Genomic DNA, 14156 nt, shown 5'->3' on the forward strand with positions numbered 1-14156 from the left:
AAGTGTAATGAAAAATTTATTGAAAGTGTTTTGTTTATTGGTTTTCACTGCTATTTTTGTAAGCTGTGAAGATCCTCTAGGTAGTCAAGCTACAAATGACTATTCAACAGAGATCGTTGATGAGTTTATTTCTGAAATAACCGGAAATCGGGCTTTGACAGGTCTTAATATTGCTGATATGAAAGCGGCAATAATTGCAGAGTTAGAGAGTAAGGGCTTAGATACGTCTCAGAATTTAGGTGAGTTAATTCCAGTTATTGCTTCATCAGCCCAAGTTTCCTTAAAAACTGTAGGAACTGAGGAAGATAGAATTATCTATATTAAAAATATCTCAAAATCATCAATTACTGTTATTGGGAAAAAAGCTTCATCCTCAATTTCGGTTACAGATAAAACTAAGATGGTCTCAAATGTTTCTATAGCTATGGTTGAAAAGATATCAGATTCGGGAATTAGTGCAGAAAAGATTGAAGAAACTACAAAGGCAACCATATCCAGTGTTGTAAGCTCTTTAGGTAGTGTTGAACTAGATAATGTTGGTGCATTAACAGCTATCTCTTTAATCACAAAAGGGTCTTCTGTTGCTCTATCAAAGAACTCAGGAATTACTGATGAAATACTTCAAAATACTTTATCAAATATTCCATCAACTGCTACAACTGCTTCAAAATCCATTGAAAATATTGCTCTAAACCCAAAGGATGTTTTAAAAGGATCTTTTAGTTCTGTTACGGAGTCTGTTAAAGAAATTAAAGATAGTGGAAAAACAATAGATGTAGCTGTTACCCTACAAAAGGTCTTAGAGGTTACAACAACATCTTATGCTTCAGATGACTCCATCTCGTTTGACAACATTAAAGATGATTTACTAAAAGATACAATAGCAGCAGCTAAAGAAGATGGTGCGTCTGAAGTTTTAGAAGAGCTTAAAACAGGTTTGACAGAGTCTACAGTAGTTGAAGTTTCTAAAGAGGATATCACTGGAGCTGAAGAGGCTATAGAAGATGACGAGGTAACTGAAAATCCTGATGCAACAACAGCCGAGCTAGAAGTAGCAGGATTTAACCAACTTAAAGCAGGCTCTTTAGATATGGCTTTAGTTAGTTTTGAGAAAGCCAAAAATAGTACAGGTGGTCTATCTGATAAGGGTAAAATGTGGTGGTCAATGTTAACATTAGCTAGTATGAGTATAGATTCAAATGTTACAGATGTAGTTGAAAATCTAGGTATTAATGCATATCCAACCACAATGGAAGGTGTAATAGCTGGTGATATGATAGTTAGTGGCGAATATGAGATTACCAATGACAATTATCATGGCTATGACTATTATTCGATGTTAAGAAAGGTCGATAATGAAGAATTATTTTATTCTATGTTTCAAGTAACTGATAGTGATAAGCGTTCTGTATCTGAGGCTCAGTTTGTCGCTATGTTGTATAATCTAAAAAATAGCTATCCTAATGGTTTAAACAGTATTGTTGACTCACTCATAGCCGCTACATCAAAATTTGATGATGTTGTAGCTATGATGGATACAATAGAGGATGATGCAGCTTTTACTTATACTTATGATATGTTCAATGATGAAGCTTTTGAGGAAGGAAACAGTGAGTGGCCAAGTTATACTAATGATTCAAATGCGCTAGTACCCTTCGATATAACAGCAGGTAAGGCTGAAGTTTATGCTTTAATGTCTACAATTGAACTTATTAAATCTGTAGCCCTTATGGGACAATCTATATCATTAAGTGCCGATCTTGACGGATATTGGGATGTTTTTAACCCACTAGATGGTAACTTATGGGTTATAGCAGATGGTAAAATTACAGGAATTAGTGAGGATTTCGATTTAACAACTTTAAGGAATCCTTTAAGTGACGGTTTCTTACAATCTAGAGAAAATGCTACAACTATTTTAGCAGAGGCTAAAACTCACTTTGTTAACTTTTTTACCTATGTTAAGGGTGCAAGTGACTTAGTGGCAGGTAGGGATGCTAATTCTCCATTCTTCCTATCTCCTGCTACGGCACAATTTACAGAATCATGGACTATGGTTTCTACTATCCAAAAGTTTACATCATTAGTTACTGGAAAAATAATAGACTCCTTAGAAAATAAAACCCCTATCCTGCTTCCTGGGTCAATAATGGGTATAACTTCACCTGATGACTTAAATAACTTAGTTTGGCCTACAGAAGATGCTGATGGAGTAATGTCATTAAATCTTAATGCTCTATTTGCTAAACCAATATTTGCACTAGACTCTCTATTAGATATGACAGGTACAGGTGAATTTGTAATTTATGAAGCTGGTGATACTACGTATCAAGTTGCAACAGCGTTTGATCAAGATAAACAGTACTATGTTAAATTTAATGATTTAACATTTGGTGGTTTAGCCTCTGGTGTTCAAGATATGATCTTGGATTTTGTACCAATGGAGTTAGTATTAGAGGATGATGACTCGATATTTGTACCTCTTCCTCCTATGACCTTAGAAGCTGTAGGACACTCTTTAACAGCAGCTGGTAGCACTTTTACATTAGGTGAGACTTCAATAAAATCAACAGGTTCATTTTTCTACTACCTTGCAGATATGGGTCTTGGTATTATAGGTAGTGAGATTGCAGCTTCTGTTGCTTGGGAAGAAGGATATGAACAAGGATATACTAAAGGAAGTAGTGATAACGCAAGTGACGCGAATTTCAATAATGATACTCTAAGTGATGATGACGACTACATTGAAGGTTATGAAGTAGGTTATTACGATGGTTATTGGGGGGGCCCTAAAATTATCTGAAATAGTATCTAGTTTATATAAGATGCTCTTTTAAGAGGGTCTTATAAATATAACCTGATACGGCTTTGGGGGCACTTTTACCAGGTAGCCCCCTGGCTTTTATTATGTTTAAGCCAAGGGCTTTAGATCTTTTTTTATCAATAGTATAATCACCTGGTGATACATCAACTATTAATACATCTCTATTTAGTTTCTCTAGGCTACTATTTATTGGGTTCGCATCCTTACTTGTATTTATTATAATATTTGAAGAAGTTATTTCCTTCTCTTTAACTATTTTTCCACCAAGGGATTCAATAAGTATAGTTAGTCTATTTTTTACTCTTCCTTCTCCATTTATCAGGACGTTAGAATCAAAAAGTGTAAAATCACTCCTATCTATTACTATTTTTATAATCTCTTCACATGTAGGGATAACTGTCTTATTTGTAAAATCCCTATTCTTGGTAATATCGTAGAATCTCTTATCATCTATATTAAAAGGGCCTCCAATTATTCTTGCATCCTTATCAGCTTTTAATAGTAGTTGGTCTATATGGATGTTCTCCCCAGAGTAGGGGGAGTAGAGTTGAAACCCATCTATTGTAAATGGAATAGGAGCAATAATAGTTTTAAAACCTTTCAAAACAATAGGTTTATTGTTATTTTTGTTATTAAGAAGATGGTTAAAACCCTCTAGTTTCACATCGAAATTATTTTCTAACAATCTTTTATATAGGTAATAATTAGTTAAATCACCTGCCAATACTAAAATACTCATGGCTTATATTAAGTAATTAGCTAACAGGTATCAATAGCTTATCTCATTGTTACTGGTTTATCCAAAATTTCAGACCAGATTACAGCTCTTTTTAATAGTGGTAACTTCTCTATCTTATCTATAGAAGTGGTTATAACTTCTTCCTCATCTCTGCTCTTAAGGGTTAAACCACCGCTTAAATCACTGTTTTTATTAAAAACACTATGCTCTGTCTCTTCTTCGAATACAATTGGGGACTCTTCTTTTATATGGTAAATCTTTTTCTTTTTTTCTGACTCCTTTTTTTTAACAAACCACATAAAAACAATCCCTATAAAAAAGAGGATAGATGTTAAAAACTCCACCTGACTACTCCTTCATATCCTTGCTTATACTATCCCTCATAGATGTATCGGACTGAATATTTTTAAGTCTATAATAATCCATAATTCCTATATTTCCTGATCTAAATGATTCAGCTATTGCTAAAGGTATTTCAGCCTCTGCTAAAACAACCTTTGCACGATTCTCTACTACTAAGGCACTCATCTCCTGCTCCCTAGCTCTAGCTGCAGCCCTTCTCTGCTCTGCAACAGCTTGGAACCTTCTCTTATCCGCTTCTGCCTGATCCGCCTGTAACTTAGCTCCAATATTAGATCCTACATCCACATCTGCTATATCAATGGAGAGAATTTCAAAGGCAGTTCCCGCATCTAAACCCTTTCCTAATACTGTTCTAGAGATATTATCTGGGTTTTCTAAAACATCTTTATATGTAGGGGCAGAACCAATTGTTGTAACAATACCTTCTCCAACCCTTGCAATAATAGTCTCTTCTGTGGCACCACCTACAAGTCGCTCTATATTTGCTCTTACAGTTACTCTAGCCTTTGCTTTTAGTTGGATCCCATCCTTAGCAACTGCGTCTATTGTTGTTCTGCCATGGGCAGGATTGGGGCAGTCGATAACCTTAGGATATACACTAGTTTTTACAGCATCTAAAACGTTTCTTCCTGCTAAATCTATAGCCGCAGCCTGTTTAAAAACCAGGGGAATGTTAGCCTTATTTGCCGCTATTAAAGCCTTGCTTACTTTAATAATATCCCCACCAGCTAAGTAGTGGGTTTCTAGGTCATCAGAGTCTAAAACTAACCCGGCCTTAGTAAGCATAATGTGACTATCTACTATTGTTGTTGCTTTAACTCTACGTATCCACATACCAATCAATCGACTCATTTTTATATGGGCCCCTGAGAGTAGAGCTCTAAACCAAAGGTTAAAAAACTTGAGAAAAAAAGCGACAATTATTAGGGCTAGTATCCCTAAAATAATATACGAAATAAATAAAATCATAAGATCTCCTCTAGGGCTACAACAACTGTCTTACCCTTAATACTAATTACTTTTATATAACTATTTTTATTTATATATTCACCCTGGGTTGTAACATTATATTTCTTGTTATCTAATTGTGCCTCGCCAATTGGCCTAAGATTAGTTAATGCCCTACCAGTTAATCCAAGTAAATTTGAATCCTCTTCTACTGTTGGTATATAACCTTTAGATTTTGAAAAGTTATTATGGAGAATAAGTTTTTTACCAATAGATGATTTAGGGAATAGTTTAAAGTAAAGATAAAAAAGTATAGGCCCAATAACTAGAGAGGAGAATAGAAAAATTGTCCCAGTAATAATACCATAAGTTAAAAATGACCTAACAATACCGGTAACAACTAAACCAAAACCGATAACACCAATTAAACCTGCCGAGGGTACAAAAAACTCAATAATTATTATTAAAAATCCAAGTATAACAAATATAATATTATATAGAAGTATCATTAGATATCTCCTCTACGACGACTCTGTTTCCAGTATGGGATATAACTCTTATAGCTCTGCCTTTCTCTATTAAAGAACCATCACTTTTGGCTTCTAGAATAGTATCATCTATCTTAATTTTACCTATTGGTCTTAATTGAGTTACTGTAATACCCTCTCTGTTCGTAATGTTTAATAAAGGTGTAGGTTCTCCCTTATCAATTTGGGGAGAGAGTATTAATTTCCTAAAGAGAGAGAGTTTTGGAAACAGAACCATAAGTAGTGATATTATAATAATCGATATTATAAAGCTTATAAATATTGTAAATGAATTACTGTTAAACTCTTCCCACTGCCATTCCCATTTAGGAATTATAAACTCCTGTCTACTTAACAGTATTGATACAGCAATTAATAATAATCCAGAGACCCCTGTAAGGCCAAATCCAGGAATAATAAAAACTTCAATTATTAAAAGTGTTATGCCAATTATAAATAGGAGTAACTCAATAGAACTTAGTGTTCCAAGAAGTTGCCCCCCTGCAAAAATTATGGAGAATGATATTAGCCCAATGGCTCCTAATAAACCAAACCCTGGACTTGTAATTTCCATATATAGAGTAATTAAGCCTAAAACTAATAAAAGAGCCAACACAGAGGAACTTGTAATCAGATCAATTACCAAGTCAGGAATAGTTTTTATTATTTTAGTAACGTTTTTTTTATTTTTTCCTAATCTATTAAGAAGATCATCTAAGTCTTTAACTGTTCCCTTTGATATATTATATAACTCCATCTGTTTAGCTGTTAAAGTTAAAAGTTTATCTTTTTTAAGAAACTCTTTACCTTCTTTAAGTTCATCTTCTGAAAGATCCTCTTTAAGTTTTAAGCTTGGGATCCCGTCTATATCTACTTCGTATAGCTCTATATCCTTATCCACCATTGCAAGGGCAACTTCTGCTGGGTAACCATTTTTTTCTGCAATTGAGGCCATCTGAACCCTTAGGGCACTTATAGTTTTCTCTCCTGCATCTTCACTACCCTCTGAAGTTAAATAGATAGGAGATGCAGCACCTATACTTGTCCCTTCTGACATATAAATTTGACTACAAGAGAAGGTTATTAAAGCTCCTGCAGACCAACTAACACCAAGACTCTCTGGATTTGAGGGGATGTAGGCTATTGTTCTGTTTCCTTTAATTGAACCTATTAGTGTTGTTATTTTAAGGGCTGAATCGACTCTGCCTCCAAAAGTATCTATTTCGAATATTATGGTGGACTGATCATCTTTAACTTTCTCTAGACTCTGTCGTATAAAAACAGCTAATGATGGCTCAATATCCCCTTGAATTGGTATTATATAAACTTCTTCTTGGGGATATAGATAGGATGATAATAATAGAAATATAAAAGATAAAATTCTTTTCATTCCGTGCCTCTATCTAAAGAGTAGTCTTTAGGGAGTGAAAGTCAAGAATATCTTAATTAAATGTAATCTGGGTCTATTTGTAAAACAATATCCTTCATAGGAGGTAGTTGGGTGTAGGTTACATTAGCGTTGTCTAACATCAGTTTTGATGCTTTAAAAATATCACTATCCCTATATTTATCTGATAGGTAGAAGATCTCCTTAATACCACTCTGGATAATAGCTTTTGCACACTCATTACAAGGGAAGAGTCCCACATATATTTTTGACCCTTTTAGATCACTTTTTATGGAGTTCAAAATAGCATTTAACTCTGCATGGACAATAAATGGATATTTAGTATTTAAAAAATCACCCTCTTTATCCCACGGAAACGAATCATCGGAACACCCTCTTGGAAGGCCATTATATCCCATACCGATAATCTTGTTATCCTTAACAATGCATGCACCAACTTGTGTATTAGGGTCCTTACTTCTCTTGCTAGATAGTATTGCAATCCCCATAAAATATTCATCCCAAGAAATATAGTTTTCTCTTTTTTTTGTTAAATTTTCCATTGATCCTCCAAATAATAAAAGTATAACCTAAGAGTTAAAGGTAGGGAAGTATTGAGACATTGGGAAGAGTTATCAGCTCTTAGTGATTTAACTGAAGACGAACTGAAACAGATACCTTCAGATAATGTAATATCTTTTCACTCGGCAATTAGTTTTTACAAAAAAAATGGCTGGGATGTAAACCTATTACTTAAAAATACAGACTTAACAGTTAATGATTTTGAAGAGATCTCAAAATGGATAAATCCGATAGAGGGAGAGACTATTGTCAAAAACTTTTTTGCCAATGCACCCTGCTTTTTATCCCATAAAATGACTTTTTTTTGGGGCTTTGATAGGGATAAGAAGATAAAGTTTAGAAATATTTTTAGGTATACCCCTTTTAAAGATATAATGGCCAATGCGGAAAGAACTTCTAGGAAGGTTGAAAATTCCTATAATTTTGAAATAGTTCAAACAGGTAGTTTTTCCTACGGTATGAAAATTATACCAAAAAAGTTTAAATATTCTAGATTAGTTGGGTATGAGTTCTATATCGCTAAAGGTTATTTAAAGAAAATTCATAGTATTAAAAAAGTTAAGATGATAGATGATAAAAACATCTGTTTTTCTGCAGACCTAAGGAAAATAATTAATTTTTTCTATTTTGATCACGGTTTTGTTTTTGAAGGTGATTTCATTCTACATAATAGTAAGATTTTTTCTAAAATGGTTAAAGCTAAGGTTCTACCAAGTTTAGATGGGTTACATCCCTGGTCCGATGATGACCTTGTATATATTATCCTGGAAGACTACATCTATAATGATGAAGTAATATTTAGTAAAGGAGAGGTTTATAACACTCCTTTTTGCTACTTAACATGGAGTGTCAAACCTATAAGTGCTCTTTTGGAGAGAATTAAAAATATCTTTTATATCTATATTAAAAAGAGTATTCCAGAGCTAGAGTTACAATTTGATCAGAATAACTTAAAAGCTAAGGAGATGTTACAAATCTCAGCCCTTTTAAAACAGGAAAAACAGAAAAAAGAGTTACTAATGGCGAATATTGTTCATGAAATAAAATCTCCCTTAGCTAGTATTGTTATGTTATTAGACTCAATAAAGGGTAATGTTGTTAAAGAGTCAGACTTTGTAAAAGAGAGTTTCTCCCATCTAAGTGATAAGAGTAGTAAGTTGATTAACTTTGTGGATAATGTTATGAGTTATTTTAGTTTGGATACAAATAATTTTAACCTTAACTTCGAGATTATTGATATTGCATTTTTAATGAATGATGTTTTAGATAATTTTTCTCACCTATCCCTTAAGAGTGGTAAGGTCTACATTTACAGTAACATTACCCCAGATCAATATATTGTTCGAGGGGATTATTATAGGCTGTTACAGCTTTTTTTAAATATAATAAATAATAGTGTTAAATTTACTTCTGAAGGTATAATTAAAATAGAGTCTTATATTGAAGATAAGAGCGTAGTTGTTTGTGTAAAGGATACCGGTATAGGAATTAAAAAAGAACAATTAGAGTTGATTTTTAATAAATTCAAACTGGTTCAAGATAACCCTTGTAGTAATTATAACGGTTTAGGTCTTGGGTTGTATATCGCACAAAATATTGTAAATAGTCATAATGGTAAGATATTAGTAGAATCTGTTTATGGTGAGGGTTCGGAGTTTAAGGTTGTTCTACCCCTCTATGTTTATGAGTAGATAAAGTCACAAGCTTTATGTATCCAGCTCTCTGTTATATTACTCTTTTCAGTAGACTCTTCAACTAAGGTGTTTTCTAAGGTATCATCAAAACTATAATAACTCCTATTTGGTGCTAACAATACCCTTTTTTCTAATTTATCTAATTTCAGACCCATAGCTATACTGCATCCTAGGGAGTATCCTGTAACTGAAAGTTTATTCTTTGTTAGATTCTCATTTTCTAAAATTATAGGTAGAGCACTTTGTACACTAATAATTGTATCTTCAACTAGTGTCTCTATCTCCCTACTACTTAGGTGAAGAATGTTAAAGTTACTGTCTAATTTCCACTCACCATGTCCATATAGATCAAATGCAATAAAAGCCGAATTCCTTTTTATTGACTCCTTTAGCAGATTACCAAATTTTAAGACAGAGTTAAAGCAGAGCCAGTCCTCTTTCTCTTGCCCCTCCCCATGAATTGCGATATTTACTATTTGATCAGTTCTATGGGGGGAGTAGTATAGGTATGGGATATTTCCAACCTCTGTTTCTAATACACCTTTTTTTAGTTCAAAACCGTTCCATAAAATACTTGTTTTCATTATATTTCCTACTAACTCTCTTTTGACAATTGTAGGTGTGATATATAATGCGGTCAAATGATTTTATTCGTAAGGAGTTAAAAAATGGATTTTTTTGTAATATCCGATATTCATGGTAGTAGTGCCGCTTTAGAAAAAGCGTTAAATATATATAAAAAAGGTAACTTTGAGAGTATTATAATATGTGGAGATATTCTTTATCACGGGGCTCGAAACCCACTACCTGAGGGGTATAATCCAAGGGGAGTCATAGATCTATTAAATGAAGTTAAAGGTGAGATAATAGCTATTCGAGGTAATTGTGAAAGTGAGGTGGACCAGATGGTTTTAGATTTTCCCATAACAGGGGACTACTCATACCTATATAATGGTTCTAGAAAGATATTTATAACCCATGGACATAAATACTCTAAAGAGAGTCTTCCTCCATTAAAAGATGGGTCAATCTTTTTATATGGTCATACTCATATCCCAGATGGCAGTTGTCTGGATGGGATTTATAGTTTAAATCCAGGTTCCATCACCCTTCCAAAGGGGGATTTTCCTGCAAGTTATGCTATTTTAACTTCCACAAAATGGGAAGTTCGGAATTTAATGGATTCCAGTTTAATATTATCCTGTATATTTAACTAAATAAAATAAGATTACTGGATTATTTTGACATTTACTGATAATCTGTTAATAATAAAAATATAATTATTTTCATCAATAGGAGGGGCTGTTTTGCCAAAAATAGTAGATCATGAAGAGAGGAAAAGAGACATTATGGAGATGGCTCTAGCTATCTTTATAGAGGAGGGGTACTCAAATACTAAATTGGCTAATATTGCTGATAAGTGTTGTATTGCGAGAACTACTCTGTATCAATATTTTGGCAATAAAGATGATATTTTCAAGTATGCTATAAAAACTTTTACAGACTCCCTACAGGTAGATTATAAAACCCTAGGACAGAGAGAGGATATCAATCCTGACGAAAAACTAGAGATGATAATTATGGACATTATAGATGTCTGTTTTACAAGAAGAGAACTTCTATTTTTACTTCTTGAGTTTTTAATTCAAGTAAAGAGTGAGGGGCGGCGGTTTGCCAGAAGTCTAAACAGAAGGACTATTAGAATAAGAAAGTTATTCTCTAGAATTATTAGTGATGGAATAAAAATGGATATGTTTAAGGATTTACACATACCGAGTATGACAGATATATTGGTAAGCCAGATAGAGTCTATTGTAGTTCAGTTGTCTCTTACAGAACAATCCACAAGGGAAGAGAATATAATACGTATGAAGTGTGTTATAGACTGTTTTAGAAAATAAGGAAAATTATGTTAAATTTTAACAAAGCCAAGTTTACCACTGCTTTTAGTGCAAAATCAAAACCACCAGAAGATCGGTTTATAGAGGTTGCATTTGCAGGACGATCAAACGCAGGAAAGTCTAGTTCACTAAATACATTAACTGGGCAGAAGAAGTTAGCTCGAACTAGTAGTAAACCAGGAAGAACTCAACAGATAAATTTCTTTGGTATAGACGATAAAAGGTTTCTTGTCGACCTACCAGGATATGGATATGCCGCAGTTTCAAAGAGTTTAAAACAGGAGTGGCAGGGGTTAATGGAGGGCTTTTTACGAAGTCGTCAAAGTCTAAGAGGTGTAGTTATTATTATGGATATTAGACACCCCTTAAAAGAGAATGATATTCAGATGATAGAGTGGTGTGATGAAAGAGCACTTCCAATGCATCTAGTCTTAACAAAGGCTGATAAGCTTAAAAAAAATAAGATCAATCAGACACTATTTTCGGTTCAAAAATCAGTATCAGATATTAAAACTGATATTTCCGTTCAGGTATTCTCTTCGGAGACCCGTCTTGGACTCCCAGAATTAAAGTCAAAAATAAGTAATTGGATGAAAGCATAGTTGATAAAGAGAGTTGTAATTATTCTACTTATTTTTTTTACTCTAAGTTGCCAAAAGCAGTTAATTAGAGTTTCAAATGATAAGGGAATTATTTATATCAACTCTAGTGGTAAAGTCGTAATTGATAAATCCTTTAAAAAGGGTAGTGAGTTTAGTGAGTCCCTCTGTTCTGTGTCATTAGATGGAGAGAGTTGGGGTTACATTAATAAATTGGGGGAAGAGGTTATTCCGTATAGATATCAAGGTGCTTTGGATTTCTCCCAGGGGTTAGCTGCAGTACTTTTAGATAATAAATGGGGTTTCATCAATAAAAATGGTGTATTGGTTATACCATATAAGTTCAGAAGTGCAACATCCTTTAATAATGGAGTATCTAGGGTTGAGTTATTAGATAAAACCCTTTTTATAGATAAGAGGGGGGAAGTTATATACAGTTCTCCCTACAGCTACATTGGACTCTTTAAGGAGGATTTAGCTCCCTTTATGTCAGATAATAAATTTGGTTATGTTAATATTTTAGGGGAAGTAATTATAAGTGCTGAATTTAGTTATGCTGGAGATTTCAGTCAGGGTCTTGCCCCAGTTTTTAAGGGTAAAAGAGCTGGTTATATAGATAAATCAGGAGAGTGGGTAACAGAAGATGTCTATAGCTATGTGACAGGGTTCTCCAATGGATTAGCCTATGTCGAGGGTAATAGTTTAAAGGGTTATATAAACACTAAAGGGGTTATAGTTATTAAAACCGAGTATGACTACTCCTACCCCTTTTTTAATAACCTAGCAAGGGTTGTAGATAATGGTAAGCATGGCTTTATAGATCGATCAGGAAGACTTATAATTAAACCTACCTGGGATTTTGCTAAAGATTTTTCTTTTGGATTAACAACAGTTTATATAGATAATAGACCCATGGTTATTAATACAAAGGGAGAAGTAATATATAATTTAAGTCATGAAAGAGATAACAATAATTAAACCAGATGATTTCCATATACATTTACGACAGGGTGAAGATTTAAAAGCCTATTTAAAAGATAGCGCTAAACAGTTTAAAAGAGGGATTGTTATGCCAAACACCATACCTCCTGTTGTTTCAGTTAAAGATGTTGAAGATTATAGAGAGTTTATTACAGCCCTAGAGCCAGGGTTTGAACCTCTGATGACATTTAAAATACTACCAAATACTAATCCAAATATAATAAAAGAGTTAAAGGATTGTGGGGTTTTGGCAGGAAAATACTACCCTGCTGGTGCTACTACCAACTCTGGGGATGGTTTAACAGATTGGACTGTTATGAGACCTGTTCTTAAAGAGATGGAGAGGACCGGGATGATCCTAAGTATTCATGGGGAGGTTCCAGACTCATTTATTTTAGATAGAGAGAAGGATTTTCTACCTATTATTAAGGATATAAATAGAGAGTTTCCAGATTTAAAGATAATTTTAGAGCATGTATCTTCAGAAGCTGGAATTAATTTTATTAAATCCTGCCCCAATAATATAGCTGGTACAATTTCCCTGCACCATCTACTGTTAACAATTGAAGATGTTGTAAATAATATTAACAACAAGTGTATGCCTATACCAAAACTACCTCAGGATAGGTTAGCAATTCAGAAGGCTGCATTTTCAGGGGAGAAGAAGTTCTTTTTTGGCTCTGACAGTGCCCCACATAAAAGAGTCGATAAAATTACAATCAAGCCTAAAGCTGGAGTATATACTGCCCCTGTTTTACTACCTAAGTTAGTTGAACTATTTAGTAATAATGGAGTTCTAAACCTTCTAGAAAACTTTACATCAAAATTTGGTGCAGAGTTTTATGGACTACCAATAAACAGTGAGACTATAACTTTAATTAATAAAAGTATGGAAGTTCCAGAAGACATAAATGGAGTTGTTCCCTTTTTAGCTGGAGAGAAGATATCCTGGAGTTTAAAATAGCGTGTCTAAAATTGATGAAATTTTTTCTATATTAGAGATAGAAGTAAAAAAATACCAAGTTCCAGTTGTTGACTTGATTAAAGTTCAAACAGGGTCGGCATTTAAGATTTTAGTGGCAACTATACTTTCTGCTCGTACAAATGATAGAACCACTGCAGAAGTATCAAGTAGGCTTTTTAATTTTGTAGATTGTGCCGATGACTTTGATAAATTTAGTCAAGATGAGATTGCAGATTTAATTTACCCTGTAGGATTTTATAAAAATAAAGCCCAATATCTAAAACAACTACCACGTGCTTTAAATACTAACTTTAATGGGATAATCCCTAGAACTATAGATGAACTAATAACTCTACCTGGGGTAGGGCGTAAAACTGCAAATTTAGTTTTAGCCCAAGCTTTTGAGATTCCAGCTATCTGTGTTGATGTTCATGTACATAGAATACTAAATAGAATTGATTATATAAGAACAAAAACTCCCTTTGAAACAGAGATGAGACTTAGGAAAAAACTTCCAAAGAAGTATTGGCTTAGGGTTAACACTATTTTTGTAATGTTTGGCCAATACCTCTGCAGGCCTATTAGCCCAAAATGTGAAATTTGCCCAATATCCCATCTTTGTGCTAGAAGGTCTGTTAAAAAGTAGT

General features: G+C 33.7%; 15 protein-coding genes. 8 read left to right on the forward strand and 7 right to left on the reverse strand.

The window, feature by feature from the left end; genetic code table 11:
* Positions 1-7 precede the first annotated feature (7 nt).
* Entirely contained in the window at positions 8-2803 is a 2796-nt protein-coding gene (locus EW093_RS09510) for a hypothetical protein (RefSeq protein WP_149568175.1), read from the forward strand.
* A gap of 13 nt (positions 2804-2816) precedes the next feature.
* On the opposite strand, the gene EW093_RS09515 is transcribed toward EW093_RS09510, so the two are convergent.
* The 6 genes from EW093_RS09515 to EW093_RS09540 are packed head-to-tail and all read right to left on the reverse strand — an operon-like array spanning position 2817 to position 7351.
* Positions 2817-3563 carry a dipicolinate synthase subunit DpsA gene (locus tag EW093_RS09515; protein WP_149568176.1) on the reverse strand — a complete coding sequence of 249 codons (747 nt, stop codon included), beginning with the start codon at positions 3561-3563 and terminating at the stop codon, positions 2817-2819.
* A gap of 38 nt (positions 3564-3601) precedes the next feature.
* The gene (locus EW093_RS09520; protein WP_149568177.1) at positions 3602-3907 is read right to left on the reverse strand and encodes a hypothetical protein; all 306 of its coding nucleotides are present in this window, start codon (positions 3905-3907) and stop codon (positions 3602-3604) included.
* 4 nt (positions 3908-3911) lie between these two features.
* On the reverse strand, positions 3912-4895 hold the full coding sequence (gene floA, locus EW093_RS09525) for a flotillin-like protein FloA (protein WP_149568178.1): 984 nt from the start codon (positions 4893-4895) through the stop codon (positions 3912-3914).
* The gene (locus EW093_RS09530; RefSeq protein WP_149568179.1) at positions 4892-5383 is read right to left on the reverse strand and encodes an NfeD family protein; all 492 of its coding nucleotides are present in this window, start codon (positions 5381-5383) and stop codon (positions 4892-4894) included. The genes floA and EW093_RS09530 overlap by 4 nt, the downstream gene beginning before the upstream one ends.
* Entirely contained in the window at positions 5367-6791 is a 1425-nt protein-coding gene (locus EW093_RS09535; protein WP_149568180.1) for an NfeD family protein, read from the reverse strand. Before EW093_RS09535 ends, EW093_RS09530 begins: the two co-directional genes overlap by 17 nt.
* A gap of 56 nt (positions 6792-6847) precedes the next feature.
* Positions 6848-7351, reverse strand: coding sequence for a deoxycytidylate deaminase (locus EW093_RS09540; protein ID WP_149568181.1), 504 nt, complete (start codon positions 7349-7351; stop codon positions 6848-6850).
* 51 nt (positions 7352-7402) lie between these two features.
* On the opposite strand from EW093_RS09540, the gene EW093_RS09545 reads away from it, so the two are divergent.
* Entirely contained in the window at positions 7403-9061 is a 1659-nt protein-coding gene (locus EW093_RS09545) for a sensor histidine kinase (protein ID WP_149568182.1), read from the forward strand.
* Here EW093_RS09545 and EW093_RS09550 read toward each other — a convergent pair.
* Positions 9052-9648, reverse strand: coding sequence for an alpha/beta fold hydrolase (locus tag EW093_RS09550; RefSeq protein ID WP_149568183.1), 597 nt, complete (start codon positions 9646-9648; stop codon positions 9052-9054). The genes EW093_RS09545 and EW093_RS09550 overlap by 10 nt on opposite strands.
* Before the next feature lie 84 nt (positions 9649-9732).
* On the opposite strand from EW093_RS09550, the gene yfcE reads away from it, so the two are divergent.
* From yfcE to EW093_RS09580, 6 genes are all read left to right on the forward strand, one after another.
* A complete protein-coding gene (yfcE, locus tag EW093_RS09555) occupies positions 9733-10281 on the forward strand; it encodes a phosphodiesterase (RefSeq protein ID WP_149568184.1) in 549 nt (182 codons plus the stop codon).
* Positions 10282-10371: 90 nt separating this feature from the next.
* The gene (locus EW093_RS09560; RefSeq protein WP_149568185.1) at positions 10372-10965 is read left to right on the forward strand and encodes a TetR/AcrR family transcriptional regulator; all 594 of its coding nucleotides are present in this window, start codon (positions 10372-10374) and stop codon (positions 10963-10965) included.
* 8 nt (positions 10966-10973) lie between these two features.
* Complete coding sequence (yihA, locus tag EW093_RS09565) at positions 10974-11567, forward strand: ribosome biogenesis GTP-binding protein YihA/YsxC (RefSeq protein ID WP_149568186.1); 594 nt, start codon at positions 10974-10976, stop codon at positions 11565-11567.
* Complete coding sequence (locus EW093_RS09570) at positions 11568-12542, forward strand: WG repeat-containing protein (RefSeq protein ID WP_149568187.1); 975 nt, start codon at positions 11568-11570, stop codon at positions 12540-12542.
* Positions 12520-13509, forward strand: coding sequence for a dihydroorotase (gene pyrC / locus EW093_RS09575; protein WP_149568188.1), 990 nt, complete (start codon positions 12520-12522; stop codon positions 13507-13509). Before EW093_RS09570 ends, pyrC begins: the two co-directional genes overlap by 23 nt.
* Position 13510: 1 nt before the next feature.
* Entirely contained in the window at positions 13511-14155 is a 645-nt protein-coding gene (locus tag EW093_RS09580) for an endonuclease III domain-containing protein (protein ID WP_223111681.1), read from the forward strand.
* Position 14156: the final 1 nt, after the last annotated feature.

The sequence above is a fragment of the Thiospirochaeta perfilievii genome, from assembly GCF_008329945.1.
In the GTDB taxonomy this organism is placed as follows: Bacteria; Spirochaetota; Spirochaetia; order DSM-2461; family DSM-2461; genus Thiospirochaeta; species Thiospirochaeta perfilievii.

What these genes read in the sequence shown, in the direction of transcription:
- EW093_RS09550 (WP_149568183.1), bottom strand. Translation starts at nt 9,648, where the DNA reads ATGAAAACAAGTATTTTATGGAACGGTTTTGAACTAAAAAAAGGTGTA.
- EW093_RS09530 (WP_149568179.1), bottom strand. Translation starts at nt 5,383, where the DNA reads ATGATACTTCTATATAATATTATATTTGTTATACTTGGATTTTTAATA.
- EW093_RS09535 (WP_149568180.1), bottom strand. Translation starts at nt 6,791, where the DNA reads ATGAAAAGAATTTTATCTTTTATATTTCTATTATTATCATCCTATCTA.
- EW093_RS09515 (WP_149568176.1), bottom strand. Translation starts at nt 3,563, where the DNA reads ATGAGTATTTTAGTATTGGCAGGTGATTTAACTAATTATTACCTATAT.
- EW093_RS09540 (WP_149568181.1), bottom strand. Translation starts at nt 7,351, where the DNA reads ATGGAAAATTTAACAAAAAAAAGAGAAAACTATATTTCTTGGGATGAA.
- pyrC (WP_149568188.1), top strand. Translation starts at nt 12,520, where the DNA reads ATGAAAGAGATAACAATAATTAAACCAGATGATTTCCATATACATTTA.
- floA (WP_149568178.1), bottom strand. Translation starts at nt 4,895, where the DNA reads ATGATTTTATTTATTTCGTATATTATTTTAGGGATACTAGCCCTAATA.
- yihA (WP_149568186.1), top strand. Translation starts at nt 10,974, where the DNA reads ATGTTAAATTTTAACAAAGCCAAGTTTACCACTGCTTTTAGTGCAAAA.
- yfcE (WP_149568184.1), top strand. Translation starts at nt 9,733, where the DNA reads ATGGATTTTTTTGTAATATCCGATATTCATGGTAGTAGTGCCGCTTTA.
- EW093_RS09510 (WP_149568175.1), top strand. Translation starts at nt 8, where the DNA reads ATGAAAAATTTATTGAAAGTGTTTTGTTTATTGGTTTTCACTGCTATT.